19 protein-coding genes and 2 tRNA genes are annotated in these 22,657 nt (G+C 60.7%); 12 read left to right on the forward strand and 9 right to left on the reverse strand.

Annotated elements, in window-relative coordinates; all coding sequences use genetic code 11:
* Positions 1-32: 32 nt before the first annotated feature.
* Complete coding sequence (gene ettA / locus AAFP32_RS07325; RefSeq protein ID WP_350271250.1) at positions 33-1,715, forward strand: energy-dependent translational throttle protein EttA; 1,683 nt, start codon at positions 33-35, stop codon at positions 1,713-1,715.
* Between the two features lie 114 nt (positions 1,716-1,829).
* Here ettA and AAFP32_RS07330 read toward each other — a convergent pair whose 3' ends face one another.
* Both AAFP32_RS07330 and AAFP32_RS07335 read right to left on the reverse strand, forming a co-directional pair.
* The gene (locus AAFP32_RS07330) at positions 1,830-2,060 is read right to left on the reverse strand and encodes a hypothetical protein (protein ID WP_350271251.1); all 231 of its coding nucleotides are present in this window, start codon (positions 2,058-2,060) and stop codon (positions 1,830-1,832) included.
* Positions 2,057-2,965 (reverse strand): acyl-CoA thioesterase II, encoded by a 909-nt coding sequence (locus AAFP32_RS07335; RefSeq protein WP_350271252.1) that lies wholly within the window; start codon positions 2,963-2,965, stop codon positions 2,057-2,059. Before AAFP32_RS07335 ends, AAFP32_RS07330 begins: the two co-directional genes overlap by 4 nt.
* A gap of 167 nt (positions 2,966-3,132) precedes the next feature.
* On the opposite strand from AAFP32_RS07335, the gene AAFP32_RS07340 reads away from it, so the two are divergent.
* Both AAFP32_RS07340 and AAFP32_RS07345 read left to right on the forward strand, forming a co-directional pair.
* Entirely contained in the window at positions 3,133-3,603 is a 471-nt protein-coding gene (locus tag AAFP32_RS07340) for an acyl-CoA thioesterase (protein ID WP_350271253.1), read from the forward strand.
* A complete protein-coding gene (locus AAFP32_RS07345; RefSeq protein WP_350271254.1) occupies positions 3,600-4,274 on the forward strand; it encodes a hypothetical protein in 675 nt (224 codons plus the stop codon). Before AAFP32_RS07340 ends, AAFP32_RS07345 begins: the two co-directional genes overlap by 4 nt.
* Before the next feature lie 32 nt (positions 4,275-4,306).
* Here the strand turns inward: AAFP32_RS07345 and AAFP32_RS07350 are convergent, their stop codons facing one another.
* From AAFP32_RS07350 to pepN, 3 genes are read right to left on the reverse strand one after another with little or no spacing between them, the layout of a single operon-like run.
* Positions 4,307-4,708, reverse strand: coding sequence for a globin (locus AAFP32_RS07350; protein ID WP_350271255.1), 402 nt, complete (start codon positions 4,706-4,708; stop codon positions 4,307-4,309).
* Positions 4,709-4,710: 2 nt separating this feature from the next.
* Positions 4,711-5,829, reverse strand: coding sequence for a mechanosensitive ion channel family protein (locus AAFP32_RS07355; RefSeq protein WP_350271256.1), 1,119 nt, complete (start codon positions 5,827-5,829; stop codon positions 4,711-4,713).
* Between the two features lie 12 nt (positions 5,830-5,841).
* Positions 5,842-8,613, reverse strand: coding sequence for an aminopeptidase N (gene pepN / locus AAFP32_RS07360; protein ID WP_420883388.1), 2,772 nt, complete (start codon positions 8,611-8,613; stop codon positions 5,842-5,844).
* 29 nt (positions 8,614-8,642) lie between these two features.
* Here pepN and AAFP32_RS07365 point away from each other — a divergent pair, with 29 nt between their 5' ends.
* The 3 genes from AAFP32_RS07365 to AAFP32_RS07375 all read left to right on the forward strand — a co-directional run bounded on the left by AAFP32_RS07365 (position 8,643) and on the right by AAFP32_RS07375 (position 10,996).
* Entirely contained in the window at positions 8,643-9,248 is a 606-nt protein-coding gene (locus AAFP32_RS07365) for a disulfide bond formation protein DsbA (RefSeq protein WP_350271257.1), read from the forward strand.
* Positions 9,249-9,346: 98 nt separating this feature from the next.
* Positions 9,347-9,820, forward strand: coding sequence for a ribose-5-phosphate isomerase (locus AAFP32_RS07370; protein WP_350271258.1), 474 nt, complete (start codon positions 9,347-9,349; stop codon positions 9,818-9,820).
* A gap of 63 nt (positions 9,821-9,883) precedes the next feature.
* Positions 9,884-10,996 carry an alcohol dehydrogenase catalytic domain-containing protein gene (locus AAFP32_RS07375; protein WP_350271469.1) on the forward strand — a complete coding sequence of 371 codons (1,113 nt, stop codon included), beginning with the start codon at positions 9,884-9,886 and terminating at the stop codon, positions 10,994-10,996.
* A gap of 22 nt (positions 10,997-11,018) precedes the next feature.
* On the opposite strand, the gene AAFP32_RS07380 is transcribed toward AAFP32_RS07375, so the two are convergent.
* The gene (locus tag AAFP32_RS07380; RefSeq protein ID WP_350271259.1) at positions 11,019-11,936 is read right to left on the reverse strand and encodes a PQQ-dependent sugar dehydrogenase; all 918 of its coding nucleotides are present in this window, start codon (positions 11,934-11,936) and stop codon (positions 11,019-11,021) included.
* Positions 11,937-12,416: 480 nt separating this feature from the next.
* Positions 12,417-12,490 (reverse strand) — tRNA-Pro (locus AAFP32_RS07385).
* Positions 12,491-12,668: 178 nt separating this feature from the next.
* On the opposite strand from AAFP32_RS07385, the gene AAFP32_RS07390 reads away from it, so the two are divergent.
* Positions 12,669-12,742, forward strand: a tRNA-Gly gene (locus AAFP32_RS07390).
* A gap of 188 nt (positions 12,743-12,930) precedes the next feature.
* Here the strand turns inward: AAFP32_RS07390 and ctaD are convergent.
* Positions 12,931-14,628, reverse strand: a complete 1,698-nt coding sequence (ctaD, locus tag AAFP32_RS07395) for a cytochrome c oxidase subunit I (protein ID WP_350271260.1) — start codon at positions 14,626-14,628, stop codon at positions 12,931-12,933.
* A 1,330-nt stretch (positions 14,629-15,958) separates the two neighbouring features.
* Entirely contained in the window at positions 15,959-16,108 is a 150-nt protein-coding gene (locus AAFP32_RS07400; RefSeq protein ID WP_350271261.1) for a hypothetical protein, read from the reverse strand.
* A gap of 491 nt (positions 16,109-16,599) precedes the next feature.
* Here AAFP32_RS07400 and AAFP32_RS07405 point away from each other — a divergent pair, with 491 nt between their 5' ends.
* From AAFP32_RS07405 to clpX, 5 genes are all read left to right on the forward strand, one after another.
* On the forward strand, positions 16,600-17,973 hold the full coding sequence (locus AAFP32_RS07405; protein WP_350271262.1) for a hypothetical protein: 1,374 nt from the start codon (positions 16,600-16,602) through the stop codon (positions 17,971-17,973).
* A gap of 255 nt (positions 17,974-18,228) precedes the next feature.
* Entirely contained in the window at positions 18,229-19,578 is a 1,350-nt protein-coding gene (gene tig / locus AAFP32_RS07410; RefSeq protein WP_350271263.1) for a trigger factor, read from the forward strand.
* A 271-nt stretch (positions 19,579-19,849) separates the two neighbouring features.
* Complete coding sequence (locus tag AAFP32_RS07415) at positions 19,850-20,446, forward strand: ATP-dependent Clp protease proteolytic subunit (protein ID WP_009884093.1); 597 nt, start codon at positions 19,850-19,852, stop codon at positions 20,444-20,446.
* 26 nt (positions 20,447-20,472) lie between these two features.
* Complete coding sequence (locus AAFP32_RS07420; protein WP_101618802.1) at positions 20,473-21,114, forward strand: ATP-dependent Clp protease proteolytic subunit; 642 nt, start codon at positions 20,473-20,475, stop codon at positions 21,112-21,114.
* A gap of 251 nt (positions 21,115-21,365) precedes the next feature.
* Complete coding sequence (gene clpX, locus AAFP32_RS07425; RefSeq protein WP_350271264.1) at positions 21,366-22,652, forward strand: ATP-dependent Clp protease ATP-binding subunit ClpX; 1,287 nt, start codon at positions 21,366-21,368, stop codon at positions 22,650-22,652.
* Positions 22,653-22,657 lie beyond the last annotated feature (5 nt).

Below are 22,657 nucleotides of genomic sequence, written 5' to 3' on the forward strand. Positions count from 1 at the left end.
TGAGCGTGCTGAACCTATAACCTGAAGTTATTATGGCCGAATTCATTTACACCCTCCACAAGGCGCGTAAAGCGCACGGCGACAAAGTCATTCTTGATGACGTGTCGATGTCCTTCTACCCCGGGGCGAAGATCGGCATGGTCGGTCCGAACGGTGCCGGTAAGTCAACGATTCTCAAGATCATGGCAGGGATCGAACAGCCGTCCAACGGTGAGGCTCGGCTCAGCCCCGGCTACACCGTGGGCATCCTGTTGCAGGAGCCGCCCCTGAACGAGGACAAGACCGTCCTCGGCAATGTCGAAGAGGGCGTCGGCGAGATCAAGGCCAAGCTTGACCGCTTCAACGCGATCTCTGAGGAGATGGCCAGTCCCGACGCGGACTTCGACGCCCTGATGGGCGAGATGGGCAAGCTGCAGGAAGCGATCGACGCCGCGGACGCGTGGGATCTCGACTCCCAGCTCGAGCAGGCGATGGACGCTCTGCGCTGCCCACCCCCGGAAGCTGACGTCAGTGTGCTCTCGGGTGGTGAGCGTCGCCGCGTGGCGTTGTGCAAACTGCTGCTCGAGAAGCCCGATCTGCTCCTGCTCGATGAGCCCACAAACCACCTGGACGCGGAATCCGTGCTGTGGTTGGAGCAGCACCTGCGGTCCTATCCTGGCGCGGTCATCGCGATTACTCACGATAGGTACTTCCTCGACCACGTGGCCCAATGGATCGCCGAGATCGACCGCGGACATCTCTACCCCTACGAGGGCAACTACTCGACCTACCTGGAGAAGAAGCAGGAACGTCTGCAGGTTCAGGGCAAGAAGGACGCGAAGCTGTCGAAGCGTCTCAAGGACGAACTTGACTGGGTCCGGTCGAATCCGAAGGCGAAGCAGACGAAGTCGAAGGCTCGTCTGGCTCGGTACGAAGAGATGGCCGCAGAAGCGGAGAAGACCAAGAAACTGGACTTCGAAGAGATCCAGATTCCGGCTGGTCCTCGCCTCGGCGATATCGTCATCGAGGCCGACAACGTACAGAAGGGCTACGACGATCGTCTGCTCATCGACGGTCTCAGCTTCTCACTGCCTCGTAACGGAATCGTGGGTGTCATCGGCCCCAATGGCGTCGGCAAGACGACTCTGTTCAAAACCATCGTCGGGCTCGAAGAGCTGGACGCGGGAGACCTCAAGATCGGCGACAGCGTCAAGACTTCCTACGTCGACCAGTCCCGGGGCGGAATCGACCCGAACAAGAACCTGTGGGAAGTCGTCTCCGACGGACTCGACTTCATCCAGGTGGGCAACGTGGAGATGCCCTCGCGAGCATATGTCTCCGCATTCGGGTTCAAGGGTCCTGACCAGCAGAAGAAGGCCGGTGTGCTCTCGGGTGGTGAGCGCAACCGCCTCAATCTGGCGCTGACCCTCAAACAGGGCGGAAACCTGCTGCTGCTCGATGAGCCGACCAACGACCTCGATGTTGAAACGCTGGGCTCCCTGGAGAACGCACTCCTCGAGTTCCCAGGTTGCGCCGTGGTCGTCTCGCACGACCGTTGGTTCCTCGACCGGGTTGCGACGCACATCCTGGCCTGGGAAGGCACAGATGAGGAGCCCGCGAAGTGGTACTGGTTCGAAGGCAACTTCGAGTCCTACGAGGAGAACAAGGTCGAACGACTCGGTGAAGACGCGGCTCGTCCTCACCGCGTGACCCACCGTCGCCTCACCCGCGACTGACTGGCTCTGCACCCAGACAGCGCGGAGCGCAGAACCGATTTCTGATAGATGATGCCCCGGTCGACGACCGGGGCATCATCTGTTGACAGGAGGCAGCATCCAGGCTGCTGATCGTCAGGAGAACAGATCACCGATTTTCAGCACAAGCGTGAACAGATATCTCACTGCGATAGTGCCGACGATTCCGATGACGATTGATATGAGCGCAGTCAGTGCCAGGTTCATGTCCACCGCTTCACGCAGGAACACCAGGCTCAGAATGGTAATGATGATGAAGAGCGCGACATTGACCAGGCGAGAGAGGATCTTCCCGAGAATCTCGATCATCGCGGTGTCTTTGTTCACCGAGGTGCCTTGATGCGGACCATGCCCTCCTGGGCCACTGTAGCCAGCAGCTCACCGGTGTGGGCGAAGATGCGCCCGTATCCGAGGCCGCGTCCTCCCTGAGCTGCAGGGGACTCCTGAACATAGAGCATCCACTCATCGACCCGGACCCGACGATGCCACCACATCGCGTGGTCGAGGCTGGCCACGCGCAGTCCCGGACTCGTCCAGCTCAGTCCCTGTCGGCGCAGAACCGGTTCGAGCAGGTTGAAGTCGCTGGCGTAGGCCAGAGCAGCAGCATTGAGCACAGGATCATCGCCGAACGCCGAGCTGGCACGAAACCATACGTGCTGCTGCTCGCGCTGTCTATCATCGGTAGACTTGAGGTACAGGGAATCCTCCACCGGGCGGATCTCAAACGGGCGCTTATTCAACCATTCTGTGACCTGCGGGGTGTCCTGTCCTGCCAGAATGTCGCGCAGTTCCGGGCACTCCAGCGGACCTGGCAAGCCCGATGGCATGGATTCAGAATGCTCAAGGCCCTCCTGCTCGACTTGGAAAGAGGCGATCAGGGACAGGATCGGCACATCCTTCTGATACGCGTGGACACGCCGGGCAGAGAACGATCGTCCGTCGCGGAGTCGTTCGACTCCGAACTCAATCGGTTCGCTGACATCCCCGGCGCGCAGAAAATATCCGTGAAGTGAATGGATGAGGCGATCGTCTGGCAGGGTCGCGGCGGCGGCCACAACTGATTGCGCCACCACCTGACCACCGAAGACGCGCCCATCGGGTTTGTACTGGTTGTGTCCCACGAAATAGTCACTCTCGCGGGATGCCGGGGTGGAGCTCAGGCTCTCGAGTTGGAGCACTCTGCGCAGCGTGTTGACGTTCGCCTCGGCCGTCGTGGGTTCTACATCGCTCATATGGGCCTCCAGCCTGCGTCAATGATTCTCGTCCGTGTAATTCACGATCTTATCGTGGCCATCGCCGCAGCAGTGAAAGTGGCATGATGGGTCATATGCACACTGGCACCATAAATCCCCATCTGAACGAATTCACGCGAGTACTGCTGGAGCTGAGATGGGGTGACATGGATGCCTACGGTCACGTCAACAATGTCACCCAACTGCGCCTGCTCGAAGAGGCGCGCGTCCGGGCTCTGGGGTCACCGACGCACAGTACCGACGCGCCGACAGACCCTGGTCAGCTGGGAATCTCGGGAACCGTATCGGGGATCACGATCCCTGCGATCTTCGCCTCGGCTTCGGAGACGACCGAGTTACTCGTTGCCTCCCACCTGATCGAATATCGCCGGCCGATTCCCTACCGTGCGGGACCGATCGCCATCGATCTGGTCATCAGCGAGGTCAAACCGGCGTCGGTGACCATCGGTTACGTCATCGCCGAACCCGATGGTTCGGTCGGCTATACGCTGGCGGAGACGGTCATCGTCTTCGTGGACAGAACGAATTCTCGACCACGGCGCCTGAGCCAGGAGGAGAAAGCAGCAATGGAAGATGTCATTCGACCTGCCGTTCCGATGCGGGGTCGTCGCCGATGACGGAACTTGAGATCGCTGATCCGCTGGCGATGAAGGATCTGGCAGCGTTCACCTCCTTGGCCCATAGGCTCGATCCCGATGGAGCCATGCGCCTGCACGTGTCATCGACCGTGCTTGTCGTCACGATTGCACCCCTGTACCCGCATGGGATCGGAGACTCCACGCCGCTGGTGCTGGCCATGCGCATGCTGCGCCTGAACGGACCGGAAATGGACGGACTCGATGAAGTCGTGCCGTTGGCCAACCTCAAGGACCGCTTCGCCAGATCGGAGAACGCCACTCGTCTGCCGGTGCCACCGAACTCGGTGCTGGTCTCCTGGACCGGCATAGCGCCGCCAAAAGGGCGGTGGACGGCCCACGACAGAATTGCCGGTAGTGTCTTGCGTTCCACCGCTGAGTCGGGAGTCGCAGAGATCAGCGACGGCGCTCCCGAGGGCGCTGGCTCACACGCGGTGAAGGCGCTGCGTTCGCGTGTGTGGTCGAAGCCGATGGCGGCGACAGGAAGCACCGAACTGCCTGGTGGGCTCGCATTCGCCGCGAGTGCGCTGCGATTCATACCCGAGGCGGAGTCCGCCTCGGTGGGAGAGACCGAGGAGTACGAAGTATTCGCGACCTCCGGGTGGCTGCGAATCTCGACTCCGGGCGGGCATCTGCTCACCCGGGCCCGATGATCCCTCAGCGGTGACCTCTCAGAGCCGACCTCTCAGACCGGATTGCTGTTCGTGTTGACCATGGCCGTGGCCGCCCGCTGGAAATAATCCCAGAAGATCTCGTCATAGAGTGGCGGCAGCGCTACATCATCGAGTGCTGCCCGCATGGAAGCCAGCCAGCGGTCGCGAGCGTCGAAGTCGACGGCGAAGGGGAAATGGCGCATCCGCAGTCTCGGATGCCCCCGTTCCTGTTGGTAGGTCGTCGGGCCACCGAAGTACTGCTCCAAGAACATCTGGAGGCGGTGCTTGGCGCCAGTCAGGTCATGCCCCTCCGGGTACATGGCGATGAGCACCTCGTCGTGGTCCACATGATCGTAGAAGACGTCGACGAGCCGGGTGAAGGTGGGGTGGCCACCGACAGCGTCGAAGATGGTTTCGTTCGATGTCTGCGACATGTTCAGCTGTCTCCGTCTGGGCTGTCGGTTCCAGCTTCATCGGTGGTCGACCGGATCTCATCATCGCTGGGCAGCGGTGAGGGCGAATCGTCGTTGCGCCTCCGGCCCGCGTGTGCGAATTGAGGGCGGTCGTCGGCCGTGCTCGTCGTGGTGGAGCCGAGGGCGTCGGACGTGTCCGGAAGAGTCCGAAGGACGGTCTCCTGAATGATCGGGATGGTGATTCCGCGCCTGTCGAACTCGTTCGTGAGCTCCGCACGGAAGGCACGTTCGACCATCCACTGCAGGTTGGGCTTCGTCTTGATCATCGTTCTGATGACCCTGTACTCGGCTGAGAGCGACTGGACTCCCGCGACCTCGGGGCGTTCGAGTATGGCCGAGGCAAGGGCCTTGTCCTGCAACATGGAGTTTGTCACCGATTCGGTGATCTCATGATAGGTAGCCATCGAGGTGGAGTAGTTCACTGGGATCTCGAGCACTGCACGGGCCCAGCCTTGCGACAGGTTGCCCACTCGCATGATCTCACCGTTGCGCACGTGCCAGAGGGTGCCAGTGAGATCGCGTACCGCTGTCTTGCGGAGCCCGAAGTCCTCGACTTCGCCGACGGCTTCGCCGAGATCGACGGTGTCGCCGATGCCGTACTGGTCCTCGATGACCATGAAGAACCCGGACAGATAGTCCTTGACGAGTTCCTGTGCGCCGAAGGCCAGTGCCACACCGACGATTCCCGCCGAAGCCAGAATCGGAGCGATGTTGAAGTTCATCTGGTCGAGGACCATGAGCACGGCGATGACGCTGATGATGATCGTCGTCACAGACGACAGCATCCGTCCCACGGTCTTCGCCCGTTGTGCACGGCGTTCACGGATGACGGTCGGCTCGATGCCTGTACGCTGTGCTTCGGCGGCCGTGGACGAGAACTTGCTGTGCCCAGCCGATTTCTCGCTGCCGACGGTGCCCTTGGCCACTGCAGTGGAAAAGCGTCGGATGAACAGCCGCATCACCATGTTCAGCACGATGGCACCGATGATGATGATGACGATCCTCAGCGGAACGCCGAGGAGAAAATCCCAATCGATCTTGGGCGCGGACAAGAGGCCAGTCTTCAGTGCAGCGAAAGTCATGATGGCCCGAGCCTAACGACCGAAGGTCAATGCGCGCTTGGAACTGCTGGACACTTCCTGAGCGCTCAGGGCCCGTTGGGTATTGGCAAGATTCTCGCGCATCAGGCGCACCAGTCCTTTGGGAGCAGCAGGATGGTCACTCAGCCAGGCCCGCGTGGCCTGGACAGTGTGCTCGCTGACCGGGGGGAAGAGCCGCAAGGTCATGGTCTGCGCCATTTCCAGAGTCCGGGTCTCCCACCACCCGGAGACCCGCTGGAAGTACTCGCTCGAGAAGTCCCGCAGTGGTGCTTCTGAGGCGAGGATCTCACCGGTCTCAGTCTGCAGACCGGAGGCGAACCCCTGAGCCAGAGCAGCGAGTTCCGAGTTCGGAAGGTCAGCTTCGTCAATAATGCGAGTGAATGCCTTCGACTTCGCCGCCGAGGTGGGGCGTGCGCTGCGAGCCGTCGCCGCCTGACGCACCCCGGTGGCCGAGGGGTCCGTGTTTGCCATGGCCTCGATTGCGGAGTCGACGATCTCATCGTGTGCCGCCAGTGCGATGATGATCTCCCAGGTGAGATCGGTGTCGATGGTGATCCCGTGGACTGTGTCCCCGGCCGCATCCAACCAGGACTCCAGCTGAGTGATCTGCGCCTGGGATGACGCATGCTGAATGAAGCCGCGCACGAATTGGAACGCCTGGTCAGTGCCTCCGGGCACTGTGTCGAGGAGCTGTGCGAACCGGTCGGCGACGGCAGTGTGAGCCTCTGCCCGTGCCTCCGGGGGCAGGTAGGCCGCGACAGCGGTCTCGAGTTGACGCATCTGGGTGAGCAGTCCCGAGGAATGTGTCACGGCCGCACAGTTGTCCAAAACTGTGGCGATGTAGTCCTGGACCGGACGTTGTCCGTCGCGAACAGAGTCCCAGAGGGTGCCGAGGATGAGCAGCTGAGTCAGAGAGTCATCGAAGTCCCCGAGTCGGTCGGCCGCGACATCCATGCTTTCGCGATCGAAACGGACCTTCGCATAGGCCAGATCTTCGTCATTGACGATGATGACGTCGGGCTTGGGCAGGCCGCGGGCCTCGTCAACGGTGGTCGACTCCGAATCGATGTCGAGCGGGAAACTGTGGGTGCGGACCAGCCGGCCCTGCCCATTATCGGAGTAGAACCCGATGGCCAGGCGGTGCGGACGAAGGGACGGAACCGGTTGTCCTTCGATGATCCACGGCTGCTGGGTCACAGCCAGTTCGGTCACCACCTCGGCGCCATTGTCGGACTCGAACTCTAGCTCGGCTTCGATGAGGTTGACACCAGATTCTTCGAGCCACAGCTTCGACCAGGTGGCGAGGTCACGTCCGCTTGTCGCTTCAAGCTCGCCGAGGAGGTCAGGCAGTTCCGTGTTCGACCACGCGTGCTTGTCGAAATAGCGCTTGAGGCCGGAGAAGAACTCGTCTCGACCGACCCACGCGACCAACTGCTTGAGCACAGAGGCGCCCTTGGCGTAGGTGATGCCGTCGAAATTGACCTCGACATCTGCAAGGTCGTCGATGCTGGCGACAATCGGGTGGGTGCTCGGCAGCTGATCCTGGCGGTAGGCCCACGACTTCTCAATCGTGGCGAACGTCGTCCAAGCCTCCGAATATTCAGTGGCCTCGGCTGTGGCCAGAGTCGACATGAATTCGGCGAAGGACTCGTTGAGCCACAGGTCGTTCCACCATTTCATCGTCACCAGATCTCCGAACCACATGTGTGCCAGTTCATGGAGCACGGTCACGGTGCGACGCTCAACGAGGGCCTCGGTGGGTCGGGAACGGAAGATGTAGTTTTCAAGGATCGTCACAGCACCGGCGTTCTCCATCGCTCCGGCGTTGAACTCAGGGACGAAGAGCTGATCGTATTTCTCGAACGGGTAGGACACGCCGAACTCACGTTCATAGAACTCGAAGCCTGCTCGTGTGATGCCGAACAGATTCTCGGCATCAAGATGGTCGAAGAGGGACTCGCGGCAGTACAAGCCAAGGGGGACTGGGGAGCCATCGGAGGAGATCAGCTCGGAATGCACGCTGCGGTACGGGCCGGCCACGATTGCAGTGATATAGGAGGAGATCGGAGTCGTCGGGGCGAATTGCCACACTGCGGTGTCGTCGACCGGCGTTTCGTCGAGTTCGGAGAAGACTTCGCTGGGATCCCCGGGAGTTGGAGTGGGGGAGTTCGACACAACTGTCCAGCGTGCCGGGGCCACAACGGTGAAGGAGTACGGAGCCTTGAGATCGGGCTGCTCGAACACTGGGAAGACACGTCTGGCGTCGGGGACCTCGAACTGTGAGTAGAGGTAGACCTCATCGTCGATGGGATCGACGAAGCGGTGCAGGCCTTCACCCGTGTTCATGTAGTGGAAGTGCCCATCGATGATGAGTTCATTCTCAGCGGCGAGACCGGGGAGGGAGATCCGGGAGGCAGAGACGACCTCGGAGGCTTCGAGGTCGAGCCCGTTGAGGCGGATGCGTTCGACGCTGGCGGTGATGGCGTCGATGAATGTCTCCGACTCCGGTGCTGCGGTGAAGCGGATGCGGGAGCGGACTCGGAATCGATCGCCCTCTCCAGTGAGAATCAGGGTGTTCTCATAGCTCGAGACGTCGATGAGGGATGAACGTCTGCATGCTTCCTCGCGGGTGAGGTTGTATTGGGGCACTTTGGGGTGGCCTCCGCTTCGGGTCCGGGTGTACTCGGCCATTCTTTCATGGACACGTTCCTCTTCGGGCCCGAGGCTTGATAAATTGGCCTCGGAGATGGCGGGCTGTTCAGTCATGCCCGCGCCCACGCTATTGAGGAGTGAAATTGAGCAAAGAGACACTTGACCTGTGGTTCGACACCGCTTGCCCCTGGGCCTGGATGACCTCGCGTTGGGGCCTGGAGGTTGCTAAGGTCCGCGACATCGATGTGAAGTTCCACGTCATGAGCCTGCATATCCTCAACCGTGACAAGGATATTCCCGCCGACTACCGGGAGCTCATGGACCGTGCGCTGGCGCCGATGCGCATCGTCACCGCCGCCATCGCCGAACATGGCGAGGAGATCACCGCACCCCTGTACACCGCAATCGGAACTCGGATCCACCCCGGAGGGGAGCAGGACTTCGACAAGGCCGTCGCCGAGGCTCTGGATGAGGTCGGCCTGCCGGCTGACCTGATGAAGTACGGCGAACGCGACGACTATGACGCCGCGCTGCAGGAATCGCATGATGAAGCTCTGGCACTTGTCGGCGACGACGTTGGCACGCCGATCTGCCGTGTGGCAGGAACAGCCTTCTTCGGTCCAGTCGTCACCCCGGCTCCGAAGGGAGAGGACGCGGGTCGACTCTTCGACGGTGTTCTCGCTGTTGCCTCGACTCCAGGCTTCTTCGAACTCAAACGCACGCGCAATCAGGGCCCGATCTTCGACTGAGGCTCCGGCCTCGTCTCTGGAGCATCCCGAAACACCCACCACCACACGCACAGTCTTTCCTGGGCACCTTGCCCTGGACACCTCGAAGGAGTGACCACATGAAGGTTCATCTCGGCACCGACCACGCAGGATTCGAATTCAAAGAGGTTCTCAAGGCACACCTCGGCGAATCGGGTTACGAAGTCATCGACCACGGTGCGCTCGAATACGATGCACTCGATGACTACCCCGCGTTCTGCATCGCCGCGGCTCAGGCCGTCGTCGATGATCAGGCGGCAGGCGTTGAGGCCCTGGGCGTCGTCATCGGCGGGTCTGGCAACGGCGAGCAGATCGCCGCGAACAAGGTCAAGGGAGCCCGGACCGCCCTGGCTTGGAACACTGACACGGCTAAACTCGCGCGCGAACACAACAACGCCCAGATCGTCTCGGTGGGTGCCAGACAGCACACGGAAGCTGAGTCCATCGCCATCGTCGATGCCTTTCTCGCAGAGGCCTTCTCCGGCGAAGAGCGCCACGAGCGTCGGATTCGGATCATGGACGCCTACGAATCCGAGGGCCAGTCGGCGCTGTGAGTGTCACGAACCGAGTATCACCATGACGACACCAAGTATGACTATGACGATGGAGGCAAAGCTGTGAAGATCCGTGGTGCCGTACTTCGTGGCATGGGCGCTGCGCGTCCCTATGCGAACACGCAGCCGATGTCGATCGAAGAACTCGAACTCGACGGGCCCGGTCCCGGTGAGGTGCTCATCCGCCTCAGCGCTGCTGGTGTCTGCCACTCAGACCTGTCCGTCGTTGACGGCAACCGCCCGCGGCCTCTGCCGATGCTGCTCGGCCATGAGGGTGCGGGAATCGTCGAACAGCTCGGCGAAGGCGTCGATGATCTCAAGATCGGCGACCAGGTCGTCACCGTGTTCCTGCCGCGCTGTGGCGAATGTGCGAACTGTCGAACAGACGGGAAGCTCCCGTGCACTCCGGGCGGTGCCACGAACGGTGCGGGGACGTTGCCGTTCGACGGGCACAAGGTGCGACTCCATGATGCCTCCGGCGCCGAAGTGCTCCACCACCTCGGTGCGTCGGTGTTCGCCTCCCACGCCGTGCTCAATCGTGCCTCTGTCGTTCCGGTGGCTTCTGACGTTCCCGCGTCGATCGCGGCCGTGCTCGGCTGTGCGGTACTCACGGGCGGGGGAGCGGTCCTCAACGCGGGAGCTCCGGGACCCGAGGACGAGATCATGATCGTCGGGTTGGGAGGGGTCGGGATGGCTGCCTTGATCACGGCCCTGTCCATTGAGACTGCGGGTGTGATCGGCGTCGACGCGAATCCGGACAAACTGGTCCGAGCACAAGAACTGGGCGCGGCCGAGGTCTACACTCCCGATCAACTGGGGCAGCGGCGGACTCCGATCGTCATCGAGTGCGTCGGTCATCCGCGGGCCTTCGAAACCGCGTTCTCGGCGACCGCGGTGGGCGGGAAGACCATCACAGTGGGGCTGCCCGCTCCTGACGCGCAGTCGCACATCACCCCTGTCACGCTGACAGCCGAGGCCCGTACCGTCATCGGTTCGTACCTGGGTTCGGCGGTGCCCAGTCGGGATATTCCCGTCTACGCCGACCTGTGGCGTCAGGGCAAGCTGCCGGTCGAGGAACTGGTTTCGGACACCATCGGCCTCGATGACCTCAATGCAGCCTTCGACGCCCTGGCTGACGGAACCGTCGTGCGGCAGGTCATCGACTTTCAGCGTTGAAATCAGCCTCAACTAGGTTTCTTCATCCTCCAGCGCTGAGGTCGGAGGGAATACGGAGGATCCGGTCGTCGGCGGCGGCCGGATCACCGCGCCCGTCCGTGTTGTTCGTCAGGATCCACACCTCGCCACTCGGTGTCGTCACCACATCACGCAGACGACCGAACTCTCCGGCATAGGCGACCTCGGCCTCGGCGATATCCGATAGGGGCACGGTCCGCAGCGCCCGTCCGCGAAGGTTGGCGATGAGTAGTGTGTCCTCAATGATGGCGAGTCCACTCGGGCTAGCCTGGTCGGGTCTCCACTGCTGAACCGGATCGATGAAATCATCGTCATCGGCGACACCTTCCGCGACTCCTTCGACTTCCGGCCAGCCATAGTTGCCCCCGGCCTCGATGATGTTGAGCTCATCCCAGGTGTCCTGGCCGAAATCGCTGGCATACATCGTGTCGTCTTCGTCCCAGGCCAGTCCCTGTGGGTTGCGGTGCCCATAGGAGTAGACGAGGGAATCGTTGAAGGGATTGTCCTCCGGCACGCTGCCATCTGGTTTCATCCGCAGGATCGAGCCCGAGAACGACTCACGATCCTGCGCGACGCTCCGGTCACCGGCGTCGCCGACGGTTGCATAAAGCATTCCGTCCGGGCCGAAGGCCAGACGCCCACCGTTGTGGAATCCGGCCTTGGCGATACCGTCGAGGATTGTCTCCGGTGGGCCGACCTGAACCCCCTCGGAATCACGCAGGAGCGGGAATCGCTGGATGCGGTTATCCGACTCGGTGGTGAAGTATGCGTAGAGATTGTCGCCGCTGACGCTCAGCCCTAAGAGACCGCCTTCACCCGAGGCGGAGACACCTGCAACCGTGGTGATCTCTCGGGCCTGCGCGGGGCGCTGATCGTCGATTTCGAGTATGCGAGCGGAATCTCGTTCACTGACCAGAGCCATGTTCTTGTAGAAGGCAAGAGACCAGGGGCCTTCAGATTCTGCGCCACCACCTCCGGTTCGGTCTCGGACCCGCTGCCCTTGTCGAACCCGCTGTTGGTCTGTGAGGGGGAAGCCGACGAGCTTGCCGCGGGCCAATCTGTATTGTCGGAAGTGCAGCCGCTCAGGGCCACTGCAAGTGTGATCGCGACCGTGGCATGTCGAGGAACGGTGTATGCAGCACGGTATCCGATCCTCGACGCTGTGTGTTTGGGACCTATGTGTGGCGGCGGCATGCGAAGGAAAGGTCTGACGTGTCTCCGGATTGGCATCAGCAGCCCACCTTCTGGCCTCGACATTCTGCGAGCCTGCCCTCCCATCGTCTCCTGCGCGGACGAATTATGGGTCTCGATCGGGCATCAGAAGGAGTTCAGCAAGGGAATCGATGCGTCGTGAATACGAAGAAAGCCGCCCGGACATTCAGTCCGAACGGCTTCACTATCGTCGGGATGACAGGATTTGAACCTGCGACCCTCTGTTCCCAAAACAGATGCGCTACCAAGCTGCGCCACATCCCGCGACGTAGACAATCTAACCACAGGCAGGGGTTCAGATGCACATCGATTCGCCCTGTCGTCGCGAATGGGATACAGGTCACAACCGCTGGGGCCCGAGCGCCCCTGGGGTGTGACTCAGCTCATCTTCGGTCGATTTGGCGGCCGGCGCGAATGTCGACTATAGTCGTTAACGCAACACGGGGATGTAGCTCAATGGTAGAGCCTCAGTCTTCCAAACTGATGGTGCGGGTTCGATTCCCGTCATCCCCTCCAAGATGTCGTCGCTGGTCACAGCGGCGACATTGTTATTTCCGGAGAATGCCGCACAGGGCTGGCTTGGCCACCGTATGTCGGCACTGTGTTCCAGGGATCAGTAATTGAGTCGCTGACGAGTGATGCTGAGATCCAGCGGAACATCGTTGTTCTCGGCTTAACTTCTCGCAGACCGGAGATCGACGACTTCACTTGACGTTACCTCCGGCGAGTTGCGGTTCAGTGGTGCCGTGCCCGGCGTATTCGAGCAGCTCCGGATGGTTCACATCAAAGGCCGGACGCTCTGAACGGATGCGAGGCAACGAAGTGAAGTTGTGGCGCGGGGGTGGGCAGGAAGTCGCCCACTCCAGCGAACCGCCATAACCCCACGGATCATCGACCGTGACCTTCGGCGCATTGCGGGCGGTGATCCACACGTTCCAGAAGAACGGAACCATCGACAGACCCAGCAGCATCGCACCGACAGTGGACACCTGGTTCATCCACGTGAAGCCATCCTGGGGAAGGTAGTCCGCGTAGCGACGTGGCATACCGTCGACTCCCAGCCAGTGCTGGACGAGGAACGTGCCGTGGAAGCCGATGAACAGCATCCAGAAGTGGATGTGTCCCAACTTCTCGTTGAGCATCTTCCCGGTCCACTTCGGCCACCAGAAGTAGAAGCCGGCGAACATCGCGAAGACAACCGTGCCGAAGATCACGTAGTGGAAGTGGGCGACGACGAAGTAGGTGTCCGAGACCTGCTGGTCAAGGGCAGGGCTGGCCAGGATGACACCGGTGAGACCACCGAAGAGGAATGTGACGAGGAACCCGATGGACCAGACCATCGGAGTCTCGAAGGTGATCGACCCACGCCACATCGTGCCCACCCAGTTGAAGAACTTCACACCCGTGGGAATCGCGATGAGCATCGTCATGAACGCAAAGAAGGGGAGGGCGACAACACCGGTGACGTACATGTGGTGGGCCCACACAGTCACCGACAGCGCTGCAATCGCAATCGTTGCGAAGACCAGTTCCTTGTAACCGAAGACAGGCTTACGGCTGAAGACAGGGAAGATCTCGGTCACGATGCCGAAGAACGGCAATGCGATGACATAAACCTCGGGGTGACCGAAGAACCAGAACAAGTGCTGCCACAGGACTGGTCCCCCGTTGCCGGGACTGAAGACATGGGATCCCAATATTCGGTCAGCGCCCAACACCAGAAGAGCTGCTGCCAGAGGCTGGAAGGCCATGAGGACCAGAATTCCGGTGATGAGTGTGTTCCAGGTGAAGATCGGCATGCGGAACATGGTCATACCAGGAGCACGCATCGTGATGACGGTGGTGATGAAGTTGACAGAGCCGAGAATCGTGCCGATTCCCTGCAACGCCAAGCCGAGAACCCAGAGGTTGCCGCCAGCGCCTGGAGTGAACGTGGTGTTGCTCAGCGGCGCGTACGCAGTCCATCCGAACGAGGCTGCACCCTGGGGGGTGAGGAAGCCGGAGATGGCGATCAGCGAACCGAAGAGGTACATCCAGAAGGCAAACGCGTTCAGACGTGGGAACGCCACGTCGGGAGCACCGATCTGCAGGGGCATGATGACGTTGGCGAAGCCCGAGAAGAGTGGTGTCGCGAACATCAGCAGCATCAAGGTGCCGTGCATCGTGAACAGCTGGTTGTACTGTTCTTTGGTTTCGACAATCTGCATGCCGGGATCGAAGAGCTCGAGACGGATGATGAGCGCCATGACGCCGCCGACGCAGAAGAAGAAGAACGAGGCGATCAGGTACATGTACCCGATCGTCTTATGGTCAGTCGACGTGATCCAGTCGACGATGATCTTGCCCTTGCTCCGCGGAACAACAGGGGCGTCAAGGACCGACTGATTCATCGTTGCGGTCATTTTTCAGCACCTTCTTTCGGGTACCAGTTGCGATCGTATTCAGGACCGAGCTGACCAGTGTTGCCGTCGTCGGCGAGAGACTTGGTGTAGTCGTCGAACTCAGCTTTGGACACGACCTTCACATTGAAGAGCAGTCTTCGACTGGAAATCACCAAAGAGAGCGATGCGCTTGCCTACCTACTCGCCGTCGTTCTCGGCGCAGCTGCAAATGCTGATCGTGGCGGGAAAAGATATCGCGCCACTGGGAGAAAATAGGACTGTTCGGATCATTAGGCACGTCCAGTCGCCGCTCCGTCACGAGTAACACTTGCGATTGGACACCTGATGGGATTGGTCACGCATCTACTTCAAGAGGCGGGAATCTCTTGGCGGGGCGCAGGTTCGTACCGGCCAGCAGCAACAAGGCCAACGCCATGGTGTTCAGGGTGCTGAGCCACTTCATCGGAGACCGCTTCGGACCTGACTAGTTTGGAGAATCCATATGTAGCCTTTCACAGCCCGTTTCGTCATCGCGAGGCTGATCTACTATAAGACTACTGTTGCTGGGAAGAAATTCATATGAAAATGACTGTTCTTTTGAGAATATGTTAGAGACCACTGTCCTAGGCTGCGGAATGTGAAATTGTGATCCATCAATTCGCTTCTGGAAGCTTGCGAAGAAGCTCTCTGCAACCTTGGGCAAGTCGAATGATGCTGAGCGAACTTTTCCGGGGATAGTCCTTTGGTCTGTTCGTGGGGGAGTCATTGATCCCTGCGGTCAGCCGCGTCCTTCCAGCGTCATGGGAGGGGCGTGGATATCGTTCGAAATCGTCGTTTCCCGGGGCATTCGATCAAGCCAAAAGCTGCCCAACGACGATCGCTGGTGACGGCCTCGCTGAGGCCGACCACGGCTGAACAGTCCGTGTCCAATATGAGCTCTTCCAATACCTGGGCCTGTAGGGCTTAGGCCATCGAGGTGAACTGGCGAATGTTCTAGCTGACATCGTCGATGGCGCGGTGAATCGGGCTCGTTTCCGCCACAGGCGGGTCGAGAGGAAATTGTGATCCAGCCTCTCGAGTCACCGGGCTCCTGAGAGCATATGAAAAAGCCCAATCTCTGCCATCGACGGTCCGTGGGTCGCCACCATCACGACTTCGAGCAGTGTCTCGTCCAAACGGCCCAGTCCCGTCATCTCCACATCGGCAAACGCGACCAGAGGCAGGCGAGATCTGTTGAAGTAGATCGAGGTGAAGACCTCGGCTGAGTCGAAGCCGATGCTGCGGCAGCGCAGGTGTACTGCTCATCTTCATCGAGTCGCCGGTAAAGGGGGTCGTCAGCAGGGCCAATCACCTACAGTCTCGAGCATTTCACTCTGTTCTGAACCACCAGGAACGTGTCATGACCGGGCTGCTTGTCGGAGACCCTGACCGTGACGTCACTTTCAGTCGCGCTGGCGGACAGGGTGTAGGCGATGAGCATCCTCAGCGGGGAATTGTGCATCAACCCATTTTCTGCCGGCGAGCTCAACGGTATGTTCATCGATGAGTTTCTTCATCCGCTGCCTAGTCTTGAGGCTTCCACCTGGGTATTCGGATAGATCCTCAATTTCGTATGGCTCCGGCACAGCCATCGTCGACGGGGAGGAAGTCCCCGGGTCGTTCTTTGAGGACGTCGGAGGTGAACCGCACCGTAGTCCGTTGGGGACGTAGATGTCCTGCCCCTGGGTCTGCATGACGACCGGTGGGGAGTGTATGGGCTCGACCGAGCGCGACTGATGTTGAGACTGTGTTGTTCTGCTCATACCCTCCCTAAGTGCGTCAGTCCGACCGGCATTTCAGTACTCGACCGATCTTTCTGACGCGCCCCAGGGGGTTCCGGTAGAGTTCGTTACTGCCTGGCGCCGTGTGTCCGGGGACCTCCGTCAGTGCTGCACGACCGAGGCGGCCTTGTCCGCGGCTGCAGGCAGCCGACGGCAGAAAGCAAGTTCCCACATGACCTCCGAGTTCCATCAGCGTCGACTGCGCCGGCACCGGTTGAACCGCCGACAGGTTCTCACTGGTGCACTTACCGGTGCGGGCCTTCTCGGCGCCGGGTTCGTGACTTCGACCGGCACCGACATCTTCGCCGAGGCGGGCCGGAGCGAAAGTCTCCGCTCCGCCACCGTTGCCTTCACCTCTGGAACCTCGCGCGATGGCATCGGCATCGAGACTGTGCAGCATTTGGATCCGAGATCTCGGGTCATGCCTGGAATAGTTGATCCCGGCCCGGCGGCACGGGAACTGGAATTTCTCGATCGGTGCACCGCATGGATCGAGCAGCTGCCCGAACAGCGTCGCGATCTCGCCACCTCGGCGCTTCTCGATCTATGGGTTCTCACCGATTCGCTTCCGGCGACAGTGGCCAGCTGGGACCAGCCGTGGCGATACATCTGGCCACGCGATGCGGCGTTTGCTGCCGTTGCCTTGGCCCGAGTCGGAATGGTCGACCTGGCGTGGAAGCACCTTCTTCATCTGCAGTCGCTGCAGTCGAAGGACGGGTCGTTCGCTGCGCGGTTCACCCCTGACCTGGGGGAAGCCCCGGACGAGCGTCCATCCCAGTTCGATGCCCTTGGACTCCTGCTCTGGGCCGTCAGCGACGTCCACTCTTCGGCGGTCCATACCAAGAGCCGAGGACAATCAACTGTCGGGCTCGAGAGCATGGCGCCGATGCTGCGCCGGTCATCCCAGCGCCTGCTCCACCTCACTGAGCAGGGAACAGCGCTGCCACCGGTGTCTTCCGACTACTGGGAAGTCAGCGAATCCCAAGTCACGCTCGGCATTGCGGGACCCACGCTGTTGGGTCTGCAGGCGCTGGTCAGGCTGTCCGAGCACACCAGCGGGCTGTGGGCGCACATTGATGGGGGAGTCGAAGCACTTGGGGACAGCTGTTCGGCCTTCGAGGCGACGTTCTCTCGAACATTCATCGCCAACGGCCTGCAGCGCTACCCCACCTCGGGAGGGCTCGATTCGGCGGTGGCCTATCTGCCTGCGGCCGGGGCGGGCCTGGGCCTGGATGAATCGACGCTTGATCACGTCTGGGACAGACTGAGCCAACCCGCCGGCGGGATCAAACCTGGGCATGGGTGGATCTTCGACCAAACGAGCTGGACGCCGTCAACGTCTCTCATGGGAGTCGGGTTCGCCCGCATCGGTGCCAAGGCGCAAGCAGACGGGGTACTCGACTGGTTGGGTAGTCATCGCACCCAGGCCGGATCCTTCCCGGAGAAGGTGAGCGCAGAAGGTGCCGCAGTGTCCGTTGCCCCTCTGTCGTGGACGGCGTCGAACGTAATCATCACCCTCGATGAGCTCCACGGTGTTCGAACCTGACCTGAGCGCTCGGTGCTTCCTCGGCGGCGTGTGTTGAGCACCTGCGGCTCGGTTGTCCATCAACACAGGCAATGATTGCGCTCCTCGCGAACTCCTGCCCTGCAGCGGGCGGCCTGTTTCGTGTTTTCTGTCGTGTTTCGCGTAATATGGGTGACTGCGTCTTGCGGACGTGCGCGATCTCATCGTGGACTTTCGCTCCCTCCAGGTCACCAGATGACCGAATATGCATGACTGTCGAAATTGAAAGGTCGCACTGTGAAGAGCTCCGTCGAGCAACTCGACCCCACGCGGGTCAAGATCAGCGTGGATGTCCCATACGCCGAACTCAAGCCGAGCATCGACGAGGCATACAAGACCATCGGTGGCCAGGTCACCATTCCGGGCTTCCGCCAGGGCAAGGTCCCTGCGCGCATCATCGATCAGCGCGTTGGCCGACCCGCAGTGATCCAGGAAGCCGTCAACAATGGTCTTGACGGGTTCTACCGCGAGGCTGTCGAAGAGCACGATCTCAAGCCACTGGGTCAGCCCGAGGTTGAGATCTCTGAGGTTCCCGGCCTCGATGGCACCGAAGACGGCGACCTGACCTTCACGGTCGAGGTTGACGTGCGCCCCACGATCGAGTTGCCTGCTTACGACACCATCAGTGTCGAGGTCGACCCGATCGAGGTCACCGATGAAGACGTCGATGCCGAACTCGAGCAGCTGCGCACCCGCTTCGGAACGCTGAGCTCCGTTGACCGTCCCGCAGCCAAGGACGACTTCGTGACTCTCGACCTCGTCGCCACGATCGACGGTGAAGAGATCGACACCGCCTCCGACATCTCCTACCAGGTTGGTGCGGGCACCATGCTCGATGGCATGGACGAAGCGCTCGACGGCCTGTCGGCAGACGAGACCACGACCTTCGAAACCACCTTCGCTGGCGGCGAGCACGCCGGCGAAACCGGTACTGTCTCCATCACGCTCAGCGCAGTCAAGGTTCGCGAACTGCCAGAGGCTGACGATGACTTCGCCCAGCTGGCCAGCGAATTCGACACAATCGATGAGCTGCGTACGGATCTGCGTGAGCAGGCCGCTAAGCAGAAGGAGACCGACCAGGGTGCTCAGGCACGCGACAAGGTCCTCGAATCTCTGATCGAGACCCTCAATGTGCCTGTTCCCGAGAAGGTCGTCACCGACGAGGTTGAGCGTCACCTCGAATCCGAGAGCCGTGTTGAAGATGATGAGCACCGCAAGGAGGTCACCGAGGAGACCGAGCGCAATCTTCGCACTCAGTTCATCCTCGACTCGATCGCCGAAGCCGAAGAGGTCGAGGTCACACAGCCCGAGCTCATCGAATACCTCATCTCCGCTTCACAGCAGTACGGCATGAACCCGAACGAGTTCGCGCAGATGCTCGACAGTTCCGGACAGGTCAACGCACTGGTCGGAGAGGTCTCGCGCCGCAAGGCCCTGGCCGCTGCCCTCGCTGGCGCTGTCGTGAAGGACACAGCGGGCAACGTGGTTGACATGGAAGAGTTCACCTCTCCCGCTGAGGAAGAAGCGCCTGATGGTGCCGAGGACTCAGACGATGCTGTTGTGGCCGAAGGCGCCGACGAGAACTGATCTCGTACCGCCTCGGCGGTAACAGAGCCGACTACGGTGGGCACGGGAATTATTCCGTGCTCACCGTTTCGCGTAGGTGCACCAAAGAGCGCCTGCCATATGTGTGCCTCATCTGGCTCGATTCCGCCCAGCAGACGTGGGCGAATCCGTTGCCCGATCACGCTGATGGCGAACACAGGTGTTCCGACGGACTAAATCCGACCGGTGAGCAGTTAGAGTCCATATCAAGCCAACCAAAGACCAACAGGAGTGAAACGTGAGCGCACACGAAATGACAGCGCCCGTCGGCCTCGACGCCGGTGGGGCAATGGGTCTCGACGACCATATTTTCAACCGCCTGCTCAAAGAGCGCATTATCTGGCTCGGTTCGGAAGTGCGTGACTCCAACGCCAACGCGATCTGTGCACAGATGATGCTGCTGGCGGCAGAGGATCCCGACGCGGACATCTCGCTGTACATCAACTCCCCGGGTGGCTCGGTCACCGCGGGAATGGCGATCTACGACACCATGCAGTACATCAAGCCAGATGTCTCCACCGTTGCCATGGGAATGGCGGCATCCATGGGACAGTTCCTACTGTCATCCGGGGCGCCAGGCAAGAGGTACGCCACCCCGCACGCCCGCATTCTCATGCACCAGCCGCTGGGCGGCATCGGCGGCACCGCCACTGACATCAAGATCCAGGCAGAGCTCATCCTGCACATGAAGAAGCAGATGGCAGAGCTCACCGCCGAACAGACCGGCAAGACCCTGGAGCAGATCCTCAAGGACAACGACCGCGACCACTGGTTCACCGCCGAAGAAGCACTGGAATACGGCTTCATCGATAAAATGGTGACCCGTTCGTCCGACGTCACCGACAACTGAGTGGGAGTCAAGGAAGAATGAATTCAATGAACTTTATGCCAGGGTCCACCGCCGGCAACATGCCGCAGTCCCGCTACGTCATGCCGCAGTTCGAAGAGCGGACTCCCTACGGCTTCAAACGCCAGGACCCCTACACAAAGCTGTTCGACGATCGCGTGATCTTCCTGGGCGTCCAGGTCGATGACACAAGTGCTGACGACGTGATGGCCCAGCTCCTGGTCCTCGAATCGCAGGACCCTGACCGTGACATCACGCTCTACATCAACTCGCCGGGTGGCTCGTTTACGGCGATGACCGCCATCTACGACACGATGCAGTACATCAAGCCGGAGATCCAGACGGTCTGCCTCGGTCAGGCCGCCTCTGCTGCAGCGGTTCTGCTCGCGGCAGGTACTCCGGGCAAGCGTCTGGCTCTGCCCAACGCCAGAGTCCTCATCCATCAGCCGGCGATGGAGGGCCAGGGCCAGGGCCAGGCTTCGGACATCGAAATCCAGGCCGCAGAGGTCTTCCGGATGCGCCAGTGGCTGGAGACGACCCTGTCGAGCCACTCCAACAAGACTCCGGAGCAGGTCTCCAACGATATCGAGCGTGACCTGTTCCTCACCGCCGAACAGGCGAAGGACTATGGACTCGTCGATCAGGTGCTGACCTCCCGCAAGGCGGTCTGAGACACACGAACATCTTCGGGCCCGGACAGTCATCGGCTGTCCGGGCCCGAAGCTGTCCCTGCTGCGAAGTTGCCACCGGATGCGGCGCCGAGTAGTTTAGGCCTTCTCGACAGCGTGGGTGTGCCCATATTCTCCGACACACCGAGTGACGGTTCTGGCCGCTCATGTCAGTCCCGTATGGGAAGCTATTGAGGTACAGGAAACACGAGCGGTAGAGTTGGGGCCAGGTGCCCCGGCGGAAGGTTGTGACAGTGGCTCGCAGTGCGGACGGAGCAGACCTGCTCAAATGTAACTTCTGTGGGAAATCCCAGAAACAGGTTCGGAAACTCATCGCCGGACCTGGAGTTTACATCTGCGATGAATGCATTGGGCTGTGCAACGAGATCATCGAAGAGGAGCTCAGCGAAGGCACCGCTGAGCACAGCGAGATCGAATTGCCCAAGCCACGCGAGATCTTCGACTTCCTCCAGGAATACGTTGTCGGTCAAGAACCCGCGAAAAAGGCACTGTCCGTTGCCGTGTACAACCACTACAAGCGCATTCGCTCCCTGCAGAGTGACGAAGAGACGAAGACTCTGGGCTCAGACGACACCGACGTCGAGATCGCGAAGTCCAACATCCTCCTCGTGGGCCCCACCGGATCCGGCAAAACCTATCTTGCGCAGTCGCTGGCGAAGAGGCTCGATGTTCCCTTCGCCGTCGCAGACGCGACAGCATTGACCGAAGCCGGCTACGTCGGCGAAGACGTCGAGAACATTCTGCTCAAACTCATCCAGGCCGCGGACTTCGACATTCAGAAGGCCGAACACGGCATCATCTATATCGACGAGATCGATAAGATCGCGCGCAAGTCGGAGAATCCCTCGATCACTCGAGACGTCTCCGGTGAAGGTGTCCAGCAGGCGCTGCTGAAGATCCTCGAGGGCACTCAGGCCTCGGTGCCGCCACAGGGCGGACGTAAACATCCGCACCAGGACTTTCTGCAGATCGACACGACGAACGTGCTCTTCATCGTTGCGGGCGCCTTCGCAGGCATGGAGGAGATCGTTGCCGGTCGCAAGGGCAAACACGGTATCGGGTTCGGCGCACTCCTGCAGTCGAAGAACGACGAAGAAGACCTCTACGCCGATATCCTGCCCGAAGATCTGCTGAAGTTCGGACTTATTCCCGAGTTCATCGGACGGCTGCCTGTCCTAGCCACAGTCTCCACACTTGATCGAGCGGCACTGATTTCGATCCTCACCGAACCGAAGAATGCACTGGTCAAGCAGTACCAGCGGATGTTCGAGTTCGACAATGTAGAGCTCCGTTTCGAGACCGACGCACTCGAAGCCATCTCCGACCTCGCACTCCTGCGCGGCACCGGGGCACGTGGACTGCGGTCCATCCTGGAAGAGGTCCTGCAGTCGGTCATGTTCGATGTTCCCTCCCGGGAGGACATCGCCGAGGTGGTCGTGACCAGGGACGTCGTGGACAAGAACGTCGCCCCCACACTGGTGCCTCGCGAACAGCCTCGGACATCGAAAAGATCAGCCTGACTCGT

Origin of the sequence: Brevibacterium sp. CBA3109 (genome assembly GCF_040256645.1) — a bacterium.
GTDB lineage: Bacteria > Actinomycetota > Actinomycetes > Actinomycetales > Brevibacteriaceae > Brevibacterium > Brevibacterium koreense.